The sequence below is a fragment of the Algoriphagus marinus genome, from assembly GCF_001936475.1.
Classification (GTDB): domain Bacteria; phylum Bacteroidota; class Bacteroidia; order Cytophagales; family Cyclobacteriaceae; genus Algoriphagus; species Algoriphagus marinus.
In genome coordinates this window covers 61,607-77,937 of record NZ_MSPQ01000013.1, presented here as the reverse complement: position 1 = coordinate 77,937, position 16,331 = coordinate 61,607, and the positions used below count along the sequence as shown (strand labels likewise).

The 16,331-nt window shown below is 40.6% G+C and carries 18 protein-coding genes; 14 read left to right on the top strand and 4 right to left on the bottom strand.

The annotated features are described in order from the left end of the window. The first annotated feature begins 49 nt into the window (after positions 1–49). From BVC88_RS17805 to BVC88_RS17765, 9 genes are all read left to right on the top strand, one after another. A complete protein-coding gene (locus tag BVC88_RS17805) occupies positions 50–1,129 on the top strand; it encodes a Gfo/Idh/MocA family protein (protein WP_075352076.1) in 1,080 nt (359 codons plus the stop codon). 62 nt (positions 1,130–1,191) lie between these two features. Continuing rightward, positions 1,192–1,950 carry an SDR family NAD(P)-dependent oxidoreductase gene (locus BVC88_RS17800; RefSeq protein WP_075352075.1) on the top strand — a complete coding sequence of 253 codons (759 nt, stop codon included), beginning with the start codon at positions 1,192–1,194 and terminating at the stop codon, positions 1,948–1,950. 146 nt (positions 1,951–2,096) lie between these two features. Then, entirely contained in the window at positions 2,097–2,960 is an 864-nt protein-coding gene (locus BVC88_RS17795) for a fumarylacetoacetate hydrolase family protein (RefSeq protein ID WP_075352074.1), read from the top strand. Continuing rightward, a complete protein-coding gene (locus tag BVC88_RS17790; protein WP_075352073.1) occupies positions 2,957–3,787 on the top strand; it encodes an amidohydrolase family protein in 831 nt (276 codons plus the stop codon). Before BVC88_RS17795 ends, BVC88_RS17790 begins: the two co-directional genes overlap by 4 nt. A 28-nt stretch (positions 3,788–3,815) precedes the next feature. Beyond that, positions 3,816–4,580, top strand: coding sequence for an L-fucose dehydrogenase (locus tag BVC88_RS17785; protein ID WP_075352072.1), 765 nt, complete (start codon positions 3,816–3,818; stop codon positions 4,578–4,580). Then, positions 4,577–5,893, top strand: a complete 1,317-nt coding sequence (gene fucP / locus BVC88_RS17780; protein ID WP_075352071.1) for an L-fucose:H+ symporter permease — start codon at positions 4,577–4,579, stop codon at positions 5,891–5,893. Before BVC88_RS17785 ends, fucP begins: the two co-directional genes overlap by 4 nt. Positions 5,894–6,022: 129 nt before the next feature. Then, positions 6,023–6,940 (top strand): alpha/beta hydrolase, encoded by a 918-nt coding sequence (locus BVC88_RS17775; RefSeq protein ID WP_075352070.1) that lies wholly within the window; start codon positions 6,023–6,025, stop codon positions 6,938–6,940. Positions 6,941–6,962: 22 nt separating this feature from the next. Continuing rightward, a complete protein-coding gene (locus BVC88_RS17770) occupies positions 6,963–7,661 on the top strand; it encodes an HAD family hydrolase (protein ID WP_075352069.1) in 699 nt (232 codons plus the stop codon). Positions 7,662–7,700: 39 nt separating this feature from the next. Further along, the gene (locus tag BVC88_RS17765; RefSeq protein ID WP_245803676.1) at positions 7,701–8,621 is read left to right on the top strand and encodes a DMT family transporter; all 921 of its coding nucleotides are present in this window, start codon (positions 7,701–7,703) and stop codon (positions 8,619–8,621) included. 1 nt (position 8,622) lies between these two features. Here BVC88_RS17765 and BVC88_RS17760 read toward each other — a convergent pair whose 3' ends face one another. The 3 genes from BVC88_RS17760 to BVC88_RS17750 all read right to left on the bottom strand — a co-directional run bounded on the left by BVC88_RS17760 (position 8,623) and on the right by BVC88_RS17750 (position 12,465). Continuing rightward, the gene (locus BVC88_RS17760) at positions 8,623–10,380 is read right to left on the bottom strand and encodes an ABC transporter ATP-binding protein (RefSeq protein ID WP_075352068.1); all 1,758 of its coding nucleotides are present in this window, start codon (positions 10,378–10,380) and stop codon (positions 8,623–8,625) included. Between the two features lie 107 nt (positions 10,381–10,487). Then, positions 10,488–10,886, bottom strand: coding sequence for a DUF1573 domain-containing protein (locus tag BVC88_RS17755; RefSeq protein ID WP_075352067.1), 399 nt, complete (start codon positions 10,884–10,886; stop codon positions 10,488–10,490). A 127-nt stretch (positions 10,887–11,013) separates the two neighbouring features. Further along, positions 11,014–12,465 carry an ATP-dependent DNA helicase gene (locus BVC88_RS17750; protein ID WP_075352066.1) on the bottom strand — a complete coding sequence of 484 codons (1,452 nt, stop codon included), beginning with the start codon at positions 12,463–12,465 and terminating at the stop codon, positions 11,014–11,016. Positions 12,466–12,478: 13 nt separating this feature from the next. On the opposite strand from BVC88_RS17750, the gene BVC88_RS17745 reads away from it, so the two are divergent. The 4 genes from BVC88_RS17745 to coaD are packed head-to-tail and all read left to right on the top strand — an operon-like array spanning position 12,479 to position 14,906. Beyond that, a complete protein-coding gene (locus BVC88_RS17745) occupies positions 12,479–12,988 on the top strand; it encodes an NUDIX domain-containing protein (protein WP_075352065.1) in 510 nt (169 codons plus the stop codon). Between the two features lie 49 nt (positions 12,989–13,037). Next, positions 13,038–13,619: a hypothetical protein gene (locus tag BVC88_RS17740; protein WP_075352064.1), complete on the top strand. Its 582-nt coding sequence runs from the start codon at positions 13,038–13,040 to the stop codon at positions 13,617–13,619. Positions 13,620–13,628: 9 nt separating this feature from the next. Continuing rightward, complete coding sequence (locus BVC88_RS17735; protein WP_083639144.1) at positions 13,629–14,447, top strand: DUF3822 family protein; 819 nt, start codon at positions 13,629–13,631, stop codon at positions 14,445–14,447. 3 nt (positions 14,448–14,450) lie between these two features. Continuing rightward, entirely contained in the window at positions 14,451–14,906 is a 456-nt protein-coding gene (gene coaD, locus BVC88_RS17730) for a pantetheine-phosphate adenylyltransferase (protein WP_075352062.1), read from the top strand. Here coaD and BVC88_RS17725 read toward each other — a convergent pair. Beyond that, positions 14,894–15,580, bottom strand: a complete 687-nt coding sequence (locus tag BVC88_RS17725; RefSeq protein ID WP_075352061.1) for an NUDIX hydrolase — start codon at positions 15,578–15,580, stop codon at positions 14,894–14,896. The genes coaD and BVC88_RS17725 overlap by 13 nt on opposite strands. A gap of 92 nt (positions 15,581–15,672) precedes the next feature. Between BVC88_RS17725 and pyrE the strand changes: the two genes are divergently transcribed. After that, complete coding sequence (gene pyrE, locus BVC88_RS17720) at positions 15,673–16,317, top strand: orotate phosphoribosyltransferase (RefSeq protein ID WP_075352060.1); 645 nt, start codon at positions 15,673–15,675, stop codon at positions 16,315–16,317. The last annotated feature ends 14 nt before the right edge of the window (positions 16,318–16,331 follow it).

The following is a 16,331-nucleotide window of genomic DNA, read 5'->3' as shown; positions in this document are numbered from 1 at the left end:
TCCTCAATAACTGTCAGTTCAATCACATTTTGAGAAAAAAACCAAGAAAATGAATCAGAAAAACCCAATTCGAATACTAGTAGTGGGCTGTGGAAATATGGGAGCATCCCATGCGACAGCTTATCATCACATGCCTGAATTTGAAATCTGCGGGCTGGTCTCACGAGGAGATAGCAAGGTAAAACTCAATCAGTCATTGAAAGAAAACTATCCGCTTTTTGAGGATTTTGAAACAGCCTTAGACAAATCAAAACCTGACGCGGTTTGCATATCCACCTATCCTGATACACATGAAGAATTTGCAGTAAAAGCATTGGAAGCCGGCTGCCATATTTTTATCGAAAAGCCCTTGGCTGATACGATTTTGGGTTGCGAGCGAATTATTTCCAAAGCAAAGGAAACGGGCAAAAAAGTCGTGGTCGGCTATATTTTAAGACATCATCCTTCCTGGATTCGTTTTATCGAGGAAGCTCAAAAGATGGGAAAACCATTAGTGATGCGGATGAATCTCAATCAGCAAAGCCACGGCTACATGTGGGATGTTCATCGAAATTTGATGAAAAGTCTCAGCCCCATCGTGGACTGCGGAGTGCATTACATCGATGTGATGTGCCAGATGACCCGATCAAAACCAGTTTCGGTATCCGCAATCGGAGCAAGACTTACTCCAGATATTGCGGTCGATAATTACAATTACGGGCAGCTTCAGATTCGATTTGAGGATGGATCAGTTGGCTGGTATGAGGCGGCTTGGGGCCCGATGGTTTCAGAAACTGCTTTCTTTATCAAGGATGTCTTTGGCCCAAAAGGATCTGTATCAATCACGGCAAAAGACGCTGCATCATCTGGCAAATCTGACCATGTGGACAGCCATACCAAAACCGAATCCATCCGAGTGCATCATGCCGATATTGATTCCAAAAATGAATTCACCAAAGCTGATGAGTGGATTGATATGACCGATGAGCCCGGACATCAGGAATTATGTGATCGTGAACAAGCTTATTTTCTGAAAGCAATTTTGGAAGATATAGACTTAAGCGATCATTTGGATGATGCAATAAATAGCTTGAAGATCGCTTTCGCCTGTGATGAATCTGTGAAAACCGGTGAAATCGTTAAGCTCTAGCCTTATCCAATTCTCTTTTGCTAACTTGAAAGAGTTCGGTATATTTCTTTTTTACCCAAGCTATGAAAAATAAAACAGTAGTAATCACAGGTGGTGCAAGCGGAATTGGCTTGGCAATGGTGAAAAAATTCGCATCAGAAAATTGGGATGTATTTTTCATTGACACTAATCAATCAGAGGGAGAAAAGGTCGCGAAGGAGCTAAAAGAAAAAGGCTATTCTATCACCTTCCTGAATTGCAATATTACCGAGGCAGAATCAGTCAAATCAACATTTGAAGCCATTCCGGGGAAAATTGATACCCTCATAAACAATGCTGGAATTTCTCATATCGGAAAAGTAGAAAACACCTCAGAAGCTGATTTTGAGCGGCTTTTTCAAGTGAATGTCAAAGGCTCTTTTCTTTGTATTCAGGCAGCATTACCCAAGCTAAAGCAAGACGGCGGGGGTTCGATTCTCAATATGGCCTCCGTAGCTGCAACTATTGGTATTCCTGATCGCTTCGCCTACAGCATGACTAAAGGTGCGATGCTCACCATGACCCTCAGTATCGCGAGAGATTATGTCGCAGATGGGATCCGTTGCAACTGTCTTTCTCCAGGAAGGGTACATACCCCTTTTGTAGATGGATTTATTGCAAAGAACTACCCCGGACAGGAAAAGGAAATGTTTGACAAACTTGCCGCTACTCAACCCATTGGAAGAATGGGATCACCAGAAGAAATCGCTGAATTGGCCTATTTCATCAGCTCAGATGCAGGTGGCTTTATTACCGGAAGTAATTATACTATTGATGGTGGATTTATGGGATTGAAAATGTGAGGTAGGGATTGGAAAATTGAAAGATTTGAAAATTGAAAGATTAGGATCACACTAAATAATTGTCCGATTAATAAACTTGACCCAAGATTATTGGCCCTAAATCTTGATACTAATGTCTTGATAATTAATACTTAAAAAACTAACCTATGAAACTGATACGATTTGGCGAATTCGGAAAAGAAAAAGCAGGAATTCAGGACGCTGCTGGAAGAAATCTGGATTGCTCCAGTTTTGGAGAAGATTGGAATGAGGCATTTTTCGCTTCGGATGGATTAAAACGATTGGAAGAATGGCTTTCAAAAAATCAAAATTCATTGGCGGAAATCCCAGCTAATGCAAGAATAGGATCTCCCATAGCAAGACCTTCTAAAATCATCTGCGTAGGACTAAATTACAGAAAGCATGCAGAGGAAGCAGGCATGGCGGTACCAGAAGTTCCGATCATTTTTATGAAAGCCACCTCCTCACTTTCCGGACCATTTGACCCAATTTTGATCCCAAAGAATTCAGTACAGACCGACTGGGAGGTTGAACTCGCCATCGTAATCGGAAAGCGGGCCAAATATGTTTCAGTGGAAAATGCGATGGATTATGTTGCTGGCTACTGCCTCCACAATGATGTGAGTGAGCGGGACTTTCAGCTACGTCATGGGGGACAATGGGTCAAAGGAAAAAGCGCAGATAATTTTGCTCCCCTAGGCCCAATATTAGTAACAAAAGAAGAAATCACAGATCCTCATCACCTCCGTCTTTGGTTGAAACTGAATGGGAAAATCCTGCAGGATAGCAATACTTCAGATTTGATCTTTGATCTGCCTACGATTGTCTCCCATATTAGTCAATACATGACGCTGCTTCCGGGAGATGTAATCTCAACAGGGACACCTGCAGGAGTGGGAATGGGACTGAAACCCGAGCCAAAATATTTACAACCTGGTGATATCGTAGAATTGGGAATAGATGGTCTCGGCTGGTCGCGGCAAGTGGCGATGATTGACCCTGAAGCATGAAGATAGATTCACACCAGCATTTCTGGAAGTACGATCCTAAGCGTCAGCCTTGGATTAATGAAGAGATGAAACTAATCCGCAAAAATTTTCTCCCGGATGATCTTTTTCCAATTTTAGAACGAAATACGATAGATGGATGCATTGCTGTTCAAGCTGACGAAAGCATTCGAGAAACAGCCTTTCTATGCGACCTGGCTTTGGAGCATGAGTTTATCAAAGCAGTGGTCGGCTGGGTAGACCTTGGGGCAGATAAGCTCGATCAAGAATTAGATCAGTTCGCAAAACAAACCAAACTCAAAGGTTACCGTGAAGTACTTCAATCCAAAAATGTAGACTATATGCTCCGACCGGAGTTTATCAGAGGAATTACCAAACTTGGAAAACGAGGCTATACTTATGATCTTTTGATTTTTGCAAATCAATTGGAAGCGACCTATCATTTTATAAAAAGAGCTCCCGAACAACCTTTTGTGATCGATCATTTAGCTAAACCTAACATCAAGCTAGGAATCTGGCGGGAATGGAAAAAAGAATTGAGTTTGCTTGCGGAGCGGGATTATATCTATTGCAAGCTTTCCGGGATGATCACAGAAACTAATTGGAATACTTGGAAAAAAGCAGAGCTAAAAGTCTACCTCGATTCAGCACTCGAACTTTTCGGACCGAAGCGCTTGATGTTTGGAAGTGATTGGCCGGTATGCTTGGTTGCAGGTCATTACGAGCAGGTATTGGAGATTATCGAGGCCTTTATTCAACCTCTTTCTCCAAGTGAGAAAGCACAAATCATGGGTGGAACAGCCATGGAATTTTATGGAATAAAGCCTTAACTTATCGCTTGATCTAGACCGAATCTGCATGAATTTGAATCTCAAAGACAAAGTTTTTTTAATCAGCGGAGGAGCAAAAGGAATTGGCGGAGCTGTGGCAACTGAACTTTTAGCCGAAGGCGCAATCCCCGTAATCATAGATCCGGATGAAAAAGCTGGGGCTGAGTTACTTCAAAATAGCAGAGGACTTCAAATTCCAATTTTGCTTTCCAACGAAAAAGATTCTGAAAATGCCGTGAAACAAGCATTTCAGGCTTTTGGAAGAATCGACGGGATCGTAAACAATGCAGGAGTCAATGATGGGGTCGGTCTGGAAAAAGGAAATCCAAAAGCATTCATAGCTTCCGTCGCAAAAAATCTAAATCACTATTATGATTTGGCTCATTTTGCTTTGCCTCATCTAAGAGCAAGCAAGGGAAGTATTGTCAATATCAGTAGTAAAACAGCCCTTACAGGTCAAGGAAATACTTCAGGCTACACAGCGGCAAAAGGTGCGATTCTTTCCCTCACTCGGGAATGGGCAGTGGAGCTTCTCCCCTACCAAATCCGGGTAAATGCCGTAATTCCAGCAGAAGTGATGACACCCATGTATGAAAGTTGGATTCAAACATTTGAAGATCCGGCAGCAAAATTGGATTCAATCAACTCTAAAATTCCTTTGGGAAATCGAATGACCAAACCTGAAGAAATAGCCGCGATGGTGATATTTCTTCTCTCGGACAAAGCCATGCACATCACTGGACAACATCTCCATGTGGATGGCGGCTACACCCATCTTGACCGCGCCCTATGAGCAAAAAGCCCGCATTAGTCCCTAAGGAATTACTCCTTCCTTTCATCCTGATCACATCCTTATTTGCACTTTGGGGCTTCGCTAATGACATCACCAATCCCATGGTCGCAGCCTTCAAACGGGTTTTGGAATTAAATAACACCCAAGCTTCATTTGTCCAACTTGCCTTCTATGGGGGCTATTTTACAATGGCTTTACCCGCTGCATTTTTCATTAAAAAGTATTCTTACAAAACAGGAATCCTACTTGGATTAGGCCTTTATTTCTTAGGAGCAATGCTTTTCTACCCCGCGGCAGCTTGGGAAAGCTATGGTTTCTTCTTGGCTTCACTTTACATTTTGACATTTGGATTGGCCTTTTTGGAGACGACTGCCAATCCTTACATCCTCTCTATGGGTCCTGAGGCTACAGCGACTCAACGATTGAATCTGGCCCAAGCTTTCAATCCAATGGGCGCACTAGCTGGACTTTTTGTAGCAAAGGAATTTATCCTAAATGCACTACAGTCTAATGCTACAGATGCAGATGGAAAAATCATCTTTGAGTCTTTGGATGAGTCTGCCAAAGCAGTCATTCGAACAGCTGATTTAATGGTCATCCGAGATCCCTATGTGATTCTCGGATTGGTGGTTTTGGGGATTTTGGTTGTGATAGCCTTGGCCAAAATGCCGGAAAATAAAGATTCCAACTCCAAAGTAGACTTCAGGAATACCATGCGGAGACTTTTGAAGAATCGAAATTTTGTGGAGGGAACCCTTGCGCAGATGTTTTATGTCGGTGCACAAATTATGGTTTGGACCTACATCTACCAATATGCCGAAGTACTGGGAATCAGTAATGCTGAGGCTGTGAATTTTGGCTATGCCGCTTTGCTGGTATTTCTAGTAGGACGGTGGATTTGTACGTTCCTACTCCGTTTTATCCAGCCAAGTAAACTGCTGAGTATTTTCTCCATTTTAGCTATAATATTCACAGCTGGAGCCATATTTTTACCGGGAATGGCAGGCCTATATAGCCTTGTCGCTATATCTTTTGCGATGTCACTCATGTTTCCCACGATCTATGGAATAGCTCTTGAAGGACTGGGGGAAGATTCCAAATTTGCCGCTGCTTATCTCGTCATGGCAATTGTGGGTGGAGCAATCATGCCCACGCTGCAAGGAATGCTTTTGGATATCGGAGGTTCTAACTACAATGATGTGCTGATCCTGGGAGTACCTGAGGTGAATTTTTCTTTCATATTGCCTTTAGCCTGTTTTGTCATGGTCCTATTATTCAGCCTTCGTGCAAAAAATTTAGCTTCCAATAAATAATCAAAACCATGAAATGCCCATGTTAAAAGGGCTCCTACAGGGAAATAATCATTCAGGGCATTCTCCCGATCCCGATAAATATCGGGACGGGACAGGCTATATGACCGCTAAAAAACAAATTATAAACCTATGAAATCACTTTTCCTTCTTTTGGTACTAGCTATGATCTTCCCTTCCATTCAAGCACAACAAGTTACTTTACCCTTATGGGAAGGAACTCCTCCACTTCAAAAGGCTATGGACCTCAAAGAGGAAGTAGTTGCTGAAGGAATCGTAAGAATTGGGAATGTTCAAATCCCCACGATTGAGGTGTATCTTCCAGCAAAACAAATTGCAACTGGACAAGCTGTGGTCATCTTCCCTGGAGGAGGTTACAGCATTTTAGCCTATGATTGGGAAGGGACTGATTTTGCAAAATGGCTCAATTCACAAGGAATCGCGGGTATCGTGGTGAAATACCGACTTCCAAAATCTGCGTCACTTACTGACCCGAAGGAAGTGCCGCTGATGGATGCTCAGCGTGCAATTCGCATGGTTCGGCAAAATGGGCCAGCTTGGAATATTGATCCGGCTAAAGTCGGAATAATGGGTTTCTCGGCAGGCGGTCATTTGGCTTCGACATTAAGCACGCAATACAATCATGTAGTAGATCGTCCGATGGATTCCATTGATCAGCTTTCTGCAAGACCAGATTTTTCAATTTTAGTTTATCCAGTGATCACTTTTGTGAATCCTGCCATCCATTCCGGATCTATGAAAGCACTTTTGGGAGAAAACCAAACTGAGGAGTTGAAGAAACGATTCTCAGCAGAATTGAATGTAACAACCGATACCCCTCCAACTTTTTTGGTTCATGCTGGAGATGATACCGCTGTGCCAGTTGAGAATTCCTTGCTTTATTATGCGGCACTTCGTGAAAAAGGCATTTCTACCTCACTTCATGTGTATCCAAAAGGTGGGCATGGATTTGCCTTTGGCTTAGGTAAAGGACCGATGGAGAATTGGAGAGGAGTCCTTTTGGATTGGATCAAAAACTTGCAAGATTAACACTCAAAACTTTCGGTTTGATATGGCAATAAAAGTAATCGCCTTTGATGCGGATGACACTCTTTGGGTAAATGAACCCTTTTTTCGTGAGGCAGAAGAAAGATTCGCTGAGCTCTTAGAGGATTTTATGCCTCAGCACAGCACCTTAAAGGAACTATATCATACTGAAATTGAAAATCTCAAGCTTTATGGCTACGGCATTAAAGGATTTATGCTTTCGATGATCGAAACAGCAATGCGGATTTCTAATCAAAAGATTTCGATGGCCATGGTGGAGAAAATTCTCCAAATCGGTAGAGAAATGCTGGAAAAACCAGTCGAATTACTTCCTGGTGTAGAAGAGGTTTTGAAAGAATTAAATGGTGATTATCGAATAGTGCTCGCCACTAAAGGTGATCTGCTGGATCAGGAGCGAAAGTTGAAAAAGTCAGGATTGGAACAACATTTCCACCATATTGAGATCATGAGTGATAAGAAAGAATCTGACTTCAATAAACTTATCAGGCATTTGGATATCAAGCCTGATGAATTCTTAATGCTGGGAAACAGTCTCAAATCTGATATTTTACCTGTTTTGGATCTTGGCGGCTTTGCAATCCACATCCCATTTCACATCACTTGGGAGCATGAGACCATCGCGCATGAAGTTTCTCATGAACGATTTTTCCAAGTATCGAAAATCGCAGAGGTGGCAAAAGTCATTCGAGAAATTGGGAAATAATTCTTCAAAAAATCAATTTACCTATCAGATCCAAGTGAGATGATGAATATCCCAACCGCTTATCAAAAGGTGCCTGGTCTGATTATGGCTGTCGTATCTGCAATATTTTGGGGAGTTTCAGGGACATGTGCCCAGTTCCTTTTTGAGGAAAAAAGCCTTGATCCAGGCTGGTTGGTCTGTTGGAGATTAGTATTGGGAGGCGTCTTATTGTTGATTTTCTCTCTTTCACAAAAGAAAAGGGACACCTTTCAAGTTTGGAAAAAGCCAATAGATGCCTTCCAAATCATTCTTTTTGGGATTCTGGGGATGGTAGCTGTTCAATTCACCTATTTCTACAGCATTTCATTATCCAATGCGGCGACAGCCACCATTTTACAATATTTAGGCCCCGTATTGATTGTTGCTTTTTTTGCCATAAAGAACAGGAGATTACCCAATTGGACTGAGTATACAGCACTTTTCATGGCCCTAGCGGGAACATTTTTGTTAGTGACCCATGGTAGTTTTGATTCCTTGGTGATCAGTGATGAAGCCTTAATTTGGGGTTTGCTTTCTGCGCTAGCTTTAGCTTTTTACACCATTTTTCCAGTAAGCTTATTACGGAAATTCTCTCCAGCAACAATCACAGGCTGGGGAATGCTGGTTGGCGGATTAGTGATGATTCCAATTATGAAGCCCTGGGAAATTCAGGGCATTTGGGATCTAGAGACTTTTCTAGCTTTCGCATATATCATCCTTTTCGGAACCGTATTAGCGTTTTACTTATTCCTTTCCTCCGTCACCATTATCGGAGCTACCAATGCAAGCTTACTATGCAGCGTTGAGCCTTTGGCTGCTGCGGGAACCGCGGTGGTTTGGTTAGGAGTCTATTTTGGAATAATGGATTGGATAGGGACCATTTTTATCTTTTTGACCGTAGTCATTTTGTCTCTTACCTCAAGAGGCAAAAAAACCAGCTAATTTAAATTCTAGATTGATAGGTGAAGAGTTGGAAATACCTGCCTTGCAAAGCAATCAACTCATCGTGTCTTCCTCGCTCTACTATTTCCCCTTGTTCTACCACTAAGATCTGATCTGCTTGGCGAATCGTACTTAATCGGTGAGCAATCACAAAGGTCGTTCTGCCTTTCATCAATTCTTTCAAACTTGCCTGAATCAAAGTCTCCGATTCAGTATCTAAGTTTGACGTAGCTTCATCTAAAATCAAAATCTTTGGATCAGCAAGAATCGCTCTTGCGATAGCAATTCGTTGGCGCTGTCCACCGGAAAGCTTCACACCACGCTCTCCAATCAGCGTATCCAACCCTAATTCAAAGCGATCGGTGAACTCTTGAACATGAGCCGCATGAACAGCTTCAAGAAGCCTAGCTTCTGTTGCATCAGGTCTTGGAAAGAGGATATTTTCTCGTATTGTCCCTTCGAAAAGAAAATCATCCTGAAGCACGACCCCGAGTCTGGAACGGAATGATTCAAGGGTAATCGTCTGGAGATCGTTTCCATCCAAGGTGATTTTTCCTGAATCAGGATTTAAAAAAGTGGCAGCTAAGCCGGCAATGGTTGTTTTTCCTGAGCCAGACGTACCCACTAAAGCAGTCACAGAGCCTGCAGGAGCAGAAAAACTCACTCCTTTGATCACATCCTTTTCTTCTTCATAAGCGAATGAGACGTTTTCAAAAACGATGTCTCCACGAAAATCCTGAATTGCCAAAGTTCGCTTTCGATCATCCGCTTCCAATGGTGTGTTCATGATTTCTTCTGTTCGATCCAATCCTGCAAAAGCCTCTGTAAGCTGGCTCCCAATATTTGACATTTGAACAATCGGCGCAATCATAAATCCTAAGTAAAGGGTAAAAGCAAGAAAATCCCCAAAGGTCATTTCTCCCTGCATGATCATATACCCACCCATTCCCATGATTCCAGCTGAAGCCAATCCTAAGAGAAGTGCGCCTGCAGAGGTTACTAAACTCGTTGCTGTTAAGCTTGCTTTCACATTTTGAAATAATTCATCCACTCCTTTTGCAAAAGTTCGGATCTCCTGTTCTTCGGCATTGAAGCCTTTGATCACTCGGATTCCGCCGAGTGTTTCTGTGAGTCTACCGGTAACTTGGGCATTAATCTTCCCACGTTCGCGAAAGATGGGACGAATTTTCCCAAAAGCTTTCAGCGAAACCAATCCAAAAACGACCACAGGAAGCAACACATAAAGCGTCATCATTGGGCTGATACTGATCAATAAGAAAAGTGAAATGACTGCTGTAAGAATACCTCCAATCATTTGCGCGAAACCAGTTCCGACTAAATTCCGAACTCCTTCTACATCTGTCATGATTCTAGAGACGAGTTCGCCGGTTTTAGTATTATCAAAAAATCGAATCGGAAGTTTGATGATATGTGCTTGAACCTGTGACCTGAGTTTAGAGATTAGATTCTGCGCTTCTACGCTTAGAATTTGAGTTAGTGCATAAGATGTAGTGGATTGGACCACAATCGCTGCCACGACACCTGCAATTAGCCACTTGAGCATCGTTAAGTCATTACTTGGGATGACATCATCAATAAGAATCTTTGAAGCCCCTGGTAAGACCAGACTAGCTAGTCTACTGATAACAATCAGAAAGAGTCCTAAAAATAAATGCTTTCGGCGAGGCCAAATTATGGTCTTAAATACCGAGCTCATCGTAACTCTTTTTTCTTTTGGGGTGGTGGTTGATTTCTTCATATAACTTGAATGCAACACAAAAAGCTACTGGATAAGTTCTGTGAATAAAAAAAGCCCGGATTAAACCGGGCTTTAGTGTTATTTAAAGGGAATACAAAATCAATTTATTAATTGGTTTTGGGCAATACATTTGAGATCAAAGATACTTTTTCGATTGGTTCTGAGGCATTGGAGTAAATTCGTACGACAGAATTCTGTTTCCCCATTTTTCCTGCTGAATTAAAGGAAACCTTGATTTCTGCAGATTTTCCTGGCGCGATTGGCTCCTTTGGCCAAACAGGAACAGTACATCCACAAGTTGCTGCTACATTCGAAATAATCAGAGGGGTTGAACCTGAATTGGTGAGTTCGAAAGTATGAGAAACTTTATCTCCTTGAACGATGTCTCCAAAATCAATGGATTTTTCTTTGAAAGTGATGGCAGCTCCCGATGTTGCTTCCTGGGCACTTGCATTAAAAGCAAACACTAATGCAAGAAGTGTAAATAAAATTCCTACTTTTTTCATGGTTATGTTTATTTGATTCAGAAGTTCAATTTTAGACTAAAAGAGAAACGTTAATTGTACTTTATAGATTCAAATTTAGAAAAAATGATGCCAATTATGCTCATTTAAATCATTATCTGCATAGTCCCTAATCAGATTCTTTATCATTTTTCGCCTTGAAAAAGAACGACTGATCAAAGTTTACAAGGTAAAGTTCTTCCGTAGCTCTCGTGATCGCCGTGTAAAGCCATCTCGTAAAATCCCGATCTATTTGCTCTTCGGGTAAGTATCCCTGATCGACAAAAACAGCCTTCCACTGCCCACCTTGTGCTTTGTGACAGGTTAAGGCATAGGCAAATTTGATTTGTAACGCATTCAAAAAGGGATCTTTTTTAATCAGCTCCATCCGTTCTCCCTTGTTTGCCACATCTGCATAATCCTCCGAAACTTGCCGATAAAGCTCTCTGTATTGGTCCCGAGTCAATGATGGGCTAGGTGAATGAAGTGTATCCAAAATAACTTTGGCTTCAAAATGAGGCTCATCCGGATAATCCAGGAGTCTAAGTTCCAGTGTTGCAAACCGGAAGCCATAAAATTCCTCAAAATTTCGAATTTTCATTACTTCAGCCATATCTCCATTTGCAAGAAAATTCACACGATCTGATTCAGCCATATACGTATAATTGTTTTTGACAATCATAAGCAAATCACCCGAACTGATCTCATCATCAAAAAAATGGATAACTCTTCGGATATACTGATTGTATTGGACGGCATTTTTGTTTGATCTGGTCACAATGGTGGTATTCTCTGTCCCATATTTATCATAGGCGTATCTAAGACCATCCTCAAGCCGCTCTCCTGTCATCTTAAAAGTATCCTTGAAAGCTTTGGTCGATATTTTTATTTCGGGCTTTTCAAGTTTTAATTGTTCTCTGAGTGCTGTTGCGTTAAATAAAATCCCTGATTCCAATTTTTGGCGCATTACCTCTGTCAGTTCGATCTGATCTGCCTCCAAGCGGAAATGCCTTAAAAGATATCCCGCCTCAAGAGCCGGACTGTAATCACTACCTACGGGTGGAAGCTGAGCGGTGTCACCAACTAAGATCAAGCGGTTTCTTTCACCATAAAAAACAAACTGAATCAAGTCCCCCAGTAGATTTCCTGACATTCCTCCATCATCAGCTAGCATGGATGATTCATCAATGATAAAAATTGTGTCTTTATAATAATTCTTCTGGAGAATAAAGCCACCTGATAGACTCCCATCTTCTCCTTTGGGCTTATAAATGATTTTATGGATTGTATAAGCCGCTCTCCCACTGTAATTGCTCATGACCTTCGCTGCTCTTCCTGTAGGAGCCAGCAATAAGGAACGCATCCCCAATCGTGGGAGAGTTTTGACCAAGGCTGAAATAACAGAGGTCTTTCCAGTACCAGCATATCCCCGAAGGACAAAAGTGGCTTTACTTTCGGCAGGCAAACTAAGAAAACGATCCATTTTGGAAAAAAATGCAGCTTGACCCGAAGTTGGAGCAAAGGGAAAATTTGAAGTAAGTAAAATGGAAGGCTTGAGAGAAGGCTCCTTATCTTTGGACATAGAACGAAAGTAAATGGCAAACGACAAAATCAGCAAAGAAATCGAATCTAAATTCGGAAATCATTTACGAATGAGGGTAAACGGTATTTTGATCGAGGATAATAAACTTTTGATGATCAAGCATAAAATGGGAAATGGCAGGATTCTTTGGTCAGTTCCCGGTGGAGGGATGAATTTTGGACAATCCGCAAGAGAAAATCTCATTAGAGAGTTTTCTGAAGAAACAGGTCTTCACATAGAAATAGGTGAATATCTTTTCGTTCATGAGTACTTGAAACCACCTCTTCATGGAATGGAGCATTTTTTTTCTGTCAAGACAAAATCCGGACATTTAAAACTTGGGACAGATCCAGAACTGCTTCCTGATCAACAAATCATTGAAGAAATGCGCTGGATGGCTTTCGAAGACCTCCAATCATTGCCCAAAGATACCCTTCATCAAATCTTTTGGAGAATTAATTCTCTTCAGGACCTAGTATTGTTGCGAGGATATTTTAATTTTGAAAATAATTCTCTAAAATAGCACGTTTTAAAAACCTTCAACCATACCCAGATTTTAAAATTAAAGCAAAATGAATTTATCAAAAGTACTATCACTAGTTTTCTTCGCAGTAGCAATTGGTCTAGGATACCTTCTTTGGAAGGGTGTAGATGATGTAGTGGAAGAGGAGAAAAAAATCGCTCTGATTGAAGCTGCAATTATCGAAAAACTTCAAATGCTTCGAGATGCTGAGTTAGCTTATCAGGCTTCAAATGGTGAATATGCTGACAATTGGAATGACCTTAAGAAATTTATTGAAGAAGGTAAAATCTGGATCGTTCAGCGAACTGAAACTACAAAACTTCTAGAATACGGAAAAGAAGAAATCACTGTTGAATTTGATACACTTGGATCTGTAAATGTGATTGATTCTTTGTTCAACGACAGAAAGTATCCTGACTTCAACTTGGAAGCTCTTGCAGTAGTTCCTGGATCGGGAGGAAAAATGTTTGAATTCTTTGCAGACAAAGTTGAAAGAAATCAGTACGATGTAAACGTATTTGAAATCAGAGACCCTGCTCCTATCAACCCAGAAAGAAGATTAAACAACAATGAAAAAGCTCTTAAAGTAGGTTCTAGAACAGACGCTTCAACAGAAGGTAACTGGAAATAATACCAGATTTTGGAAACCGACCTTAAAGTATTTAAAAGTGATAGATTTGATATTCAAGAAGTATCGGGTCTATCACTTTTTTTATATCCTCATTCCCTTCACATTTTTGCAAAAGATGCTAATGGATCCAATAGTTGTATCCATTCCTATTCCTCTTTTTCGGAGAATGATCTAGACAAATTGATTCTTTCAGATCAATTAATGAGAAATGATCTACCAATTAACGTCTACATTCATCAGTCCTATTTTGCATTAGTGCCAGGTGTGCTTTTTCAACCTGAAAATGAAGCTGTTTATCTCGAATTTGCAGGTAAACCTAAAGGCAATCTGTTTTATTTTAATTCGGCATTAGACAGCAATAATCTCCAAATTGTCTCTGCAATTCCAGAAAAAGTCAAAAAATCACTGGACGCTAGGTTTTCAGAAATAAATTTATTTCACGGATCGGTTTCTATTCTTTCTTATCTATTTAAAGAACGATTCAACCTCATCGGTCAAGAAATTTTAATCTATTCTTTCGAGGGTCATATGTATGCCACAGCATTTTCAGACCAAGAGCTGGCAGTATTCAATATGTTTGATATAGATACCGAGGATGATATTTTAAAATATATTCTGATTCTTATCAAACAATTAAAATATGATCGAATTCACGTTAGAATCACAATTCTCGGTTTCGATTCAGCATTAAAAATTACTGAAGATTGGGGAAAAAGCTATTTTCAAAACTTTAGAATCATCAGTCCAACATCCAATCAAAACTATAATCAAGGCTTCAAGAATTTAAAGTCGCTCAATCTCTTTGAAGTAAACTGGCAATATTCCTGAAACATGAAAAAGATAGCAATATTTCCTGGCTCATTTGACCCTTATACCCTTGGGCACCACGATATTGTAATCAGGAGTTTGAGTCTTTTTGACGAGGTAATTATCGGAATAGGTTATAATTCCACTAAGAAAAATCGCTATTTCGACATCCAAATGATGGTGGAGCAAATAGAGCAAGTATATCAGGATACTGATCGCGTAAAAGTTGTCATCTACAATGAATTAACTTCTACCCTTGCAAAAAAATATGGTGCACAATTTCTGCTCAGAGGACTTAGAAACACCACTGATTTTGAATATGAAAATACCATCAGCCAGATGAACCGCTACTTGAATGAGGAATTAGAGACAGTATTTCTTATAACATCTCCTAAGTATGCGGCTATTAGTTCTACGATTATCCGAGAAGTGCATCGCTTTGGAGGAGAAGTCAATGAATTTTTGCCTTATAAGCTCTGAGTCTTGAGGTGAGTTTTTAAAAAGTTCTTGAAAAGGAATCGCATGGAAGGGTAAGAATTGACCAATGCTATTTTGGCGTCGCCCTCATAAAACCATCTGATATCCTCGATTCCCTCTTCTGCTTGAGGTGTCATCTTTTCATCGCTGATACAGTCCATCTGAAACCAATAGGTTTTTTTGAGAATGCTTTTGCGATCCTGAGTATACGTATGCCAAGTTGTGATGAGGGGTTTACCTGCTTTTACCTTTATTGCACACTCTTCTTCTACCTCCCGCAATGCACATTGAATTGGGGTTTCTCCTTTATCAAATTTTCCTTTTGGGAAATCCCATTTACCTAAACGATAAATCAACAGGATTTTATCTTTTTTGGTAACAACACCTCCTGCGGCTTTGATTGTCAAAAAACGACTTTTTATAAATTTCTTTAAGCCAGATTTATCTTTGGTAACCAAGGTAATAGAATCAAGTTTTTTTAATTTTCGTGTTCGCAAAGTATAAAGCAAACCAATAATCAAATCATGTGAAGGTTCGTGAATTAACACATCATCTTCCCAAAAAATCTCTGAAGGAGGGCTATCTGAGGGGAAATATTCGGATTCAAAGTTCTTCGAAGAGTCTAATTCTTCGTAGCTTACTAGATCCAATGGTTTGTCATTGACGAAGATTCTCATTTTTGAATCGTTATTGCTTGAGTAAATTCAAAAATGCATAAATTTTCACGTTGCAACAACCTTCACCAAACTTAATATCTTATTTTTGAGTCATGGAAATTTTAGATCAAAATGTAGCCGCAGAAATAGCTGACAAGCTATTAGAAATTCAAGCCATTCGGCTTCAACCTTCTAAGCCTTTCACTTGGGCTTCTGGTTGGAAATCACCTATATATTGCGACAATCGCCTCGCCCTTTCATTTCCAAAGGTGCGAACTATGATCAAGGAACAGTTGGTACGAAGTATCCAACATTTCTTTCCTACTGTAGAAGCCATCGCTGGAGTAGCTACTGCAGGAATCCCACAGGGAGCCCTTTTAGCCAATGATTTAGATCTTCCATTTATCTATGTACGATCCAAGCCAAAAGGTCATGGCATGGAAAATATGATCGAAGGAAAAGTTGTTCCTGGGCAAAAGGTAGTGGTTGTGGAAGATTTGGTCTCGACAGGTGGAAGCTCCCTAAAAGCTACACAAGACCTAAAAGATGCAGGATTTGAGGTTTTAGGAATGGTTGCTATATTTTCCTATGGTTTTGATATAGCCACTAAGAACTTTGAGGATGCCGGTGTAAGATTAATCTGCTTGAGTCACTACGAAGCTTTGCTTCCAAGAGCAGTACATCGCAAGTACATTCAGGATGACACACTCAAATCTCTCTCAGAATGGAGAAATGATCCTGCTAGATGGAATCCATAAAAAAAGAGCGCTGT

Bases quoted from the DNA above. Each gene is read 5' to 3' on its own strand.
- BVC88_RS17795 (WP_075352074.1), top strand. From the start codon at position 2,097: ATGAAACTGATACGATTTGGCGAATTCGGAAAAGAAAAAGCAGGAATT.
- BVC88_RS17745 (WP_075352065.1), top strand. From the start codon at position 12,479: ATGGCAAACGACAAAATCAGCAAAGAAATCGAATCTAAATTCGGAAAT.
- BVC88_RS17760 (WP_075352068.1), bottom strand. From the start codon at position 10,380: ATGAAGAAATCAACCACCACCCCAAAAGAAAAAAGAGTTACGATGAGC.
- BVC88_RS17770 (WP_075352069.1), top strand. From the start codon at position 6,963: ATGGCAATAAAAGTAATCGCCTTTGATGCGGATGACACTCTTTGGGTA.
- BVC88_RS17740 (WP_075352064.1), top strand. From the start codon at position 13,038: ATGAATTTATCAAAAGTACTATCACTAGTTTTCTTCGCAGTAGCAATT.
- BVC88_RS17805 (WP_075352076.1), top strand. From the start codon at position 50: ATGAATCAGAAAAACCCAATTCGAATACTAGTAGTGGGCTGTGGAAAT.
- BVC88_RS17750 (WP_075352066.1), bottom strand. From the start codon at position 12,465: ATGTCCAAAGATAAGGAGCCTTCTCTCAAGCCTTCCATTTTACTTACT.
- coaD (WP_075352062.1), top strand. From the start codon at position 14,451: ATGAAAAAGATAGCAATATTTCCTGGCTCATTTGACCCTTATACCCTT.
- fucP (WP_075352071.1), top strand. From the start codon at position 4,577: ATGAGCAAAAAGCCCGCATTAGTCCCTAAGGAATTACTCCTTCCTTTC.
- BVC88_RS17785 (WP_075352072.1), top strand. From the start codon at position 3,816: ATGAATTTGAATCTCAAAGACAAAGTTTTTTTAATCAGCGGAGGAGCA.
- BVC88_RS17800 (WP_075352075.1), top strand. From the start codon at position 1,192: ATGAAAAATAAAACAGTAGTAATCACAGGTGGTGCAAGCGGAATTGGC.
- BVC88_RS17725 (WP_075352061.1), bottom strand. From the start codon at position 15,580: ATGAGAATCTTCGTCAATGACAAACCATTGGATCTAGTAAGCTACGAA.
- BVC88_RS17775 (WP_075352070.1), top strand. From the start codon at position 6,023: ATGAAATCACTTTTCCTTCTTTTGGTACTAGCTATGATCTTCCCTTCC.
- BVC88_RS17790 (WP_075352073.1), top strand. From the start codon at position 2,957: ATGAAGATAGATTCACACCAGCATTTCTGGAAGTACGATCCTAAGCGT.
- pyrE (WP_075352060.1), top strand. From the start codon at position 15,673: ATGGAAATTTTAGATCAAAATGTAGCCGCAGAAATAGCTGACAAGCTA.
- BVC88_RS17765 (WP_245803676.1), top strand. From the start codon at position 7,701: ATGATGAATATCCCAACCGCTTATCAAAAGGTGCCTGGTCTGATTATG.
- BVC88_RS17755 (WP_075352067.1), bottom strand. From the start codon at position 10,886: ATGAAAAAAGTAGGAATTTTATTTACACTTCTTGCATTAGTGTTTGCT.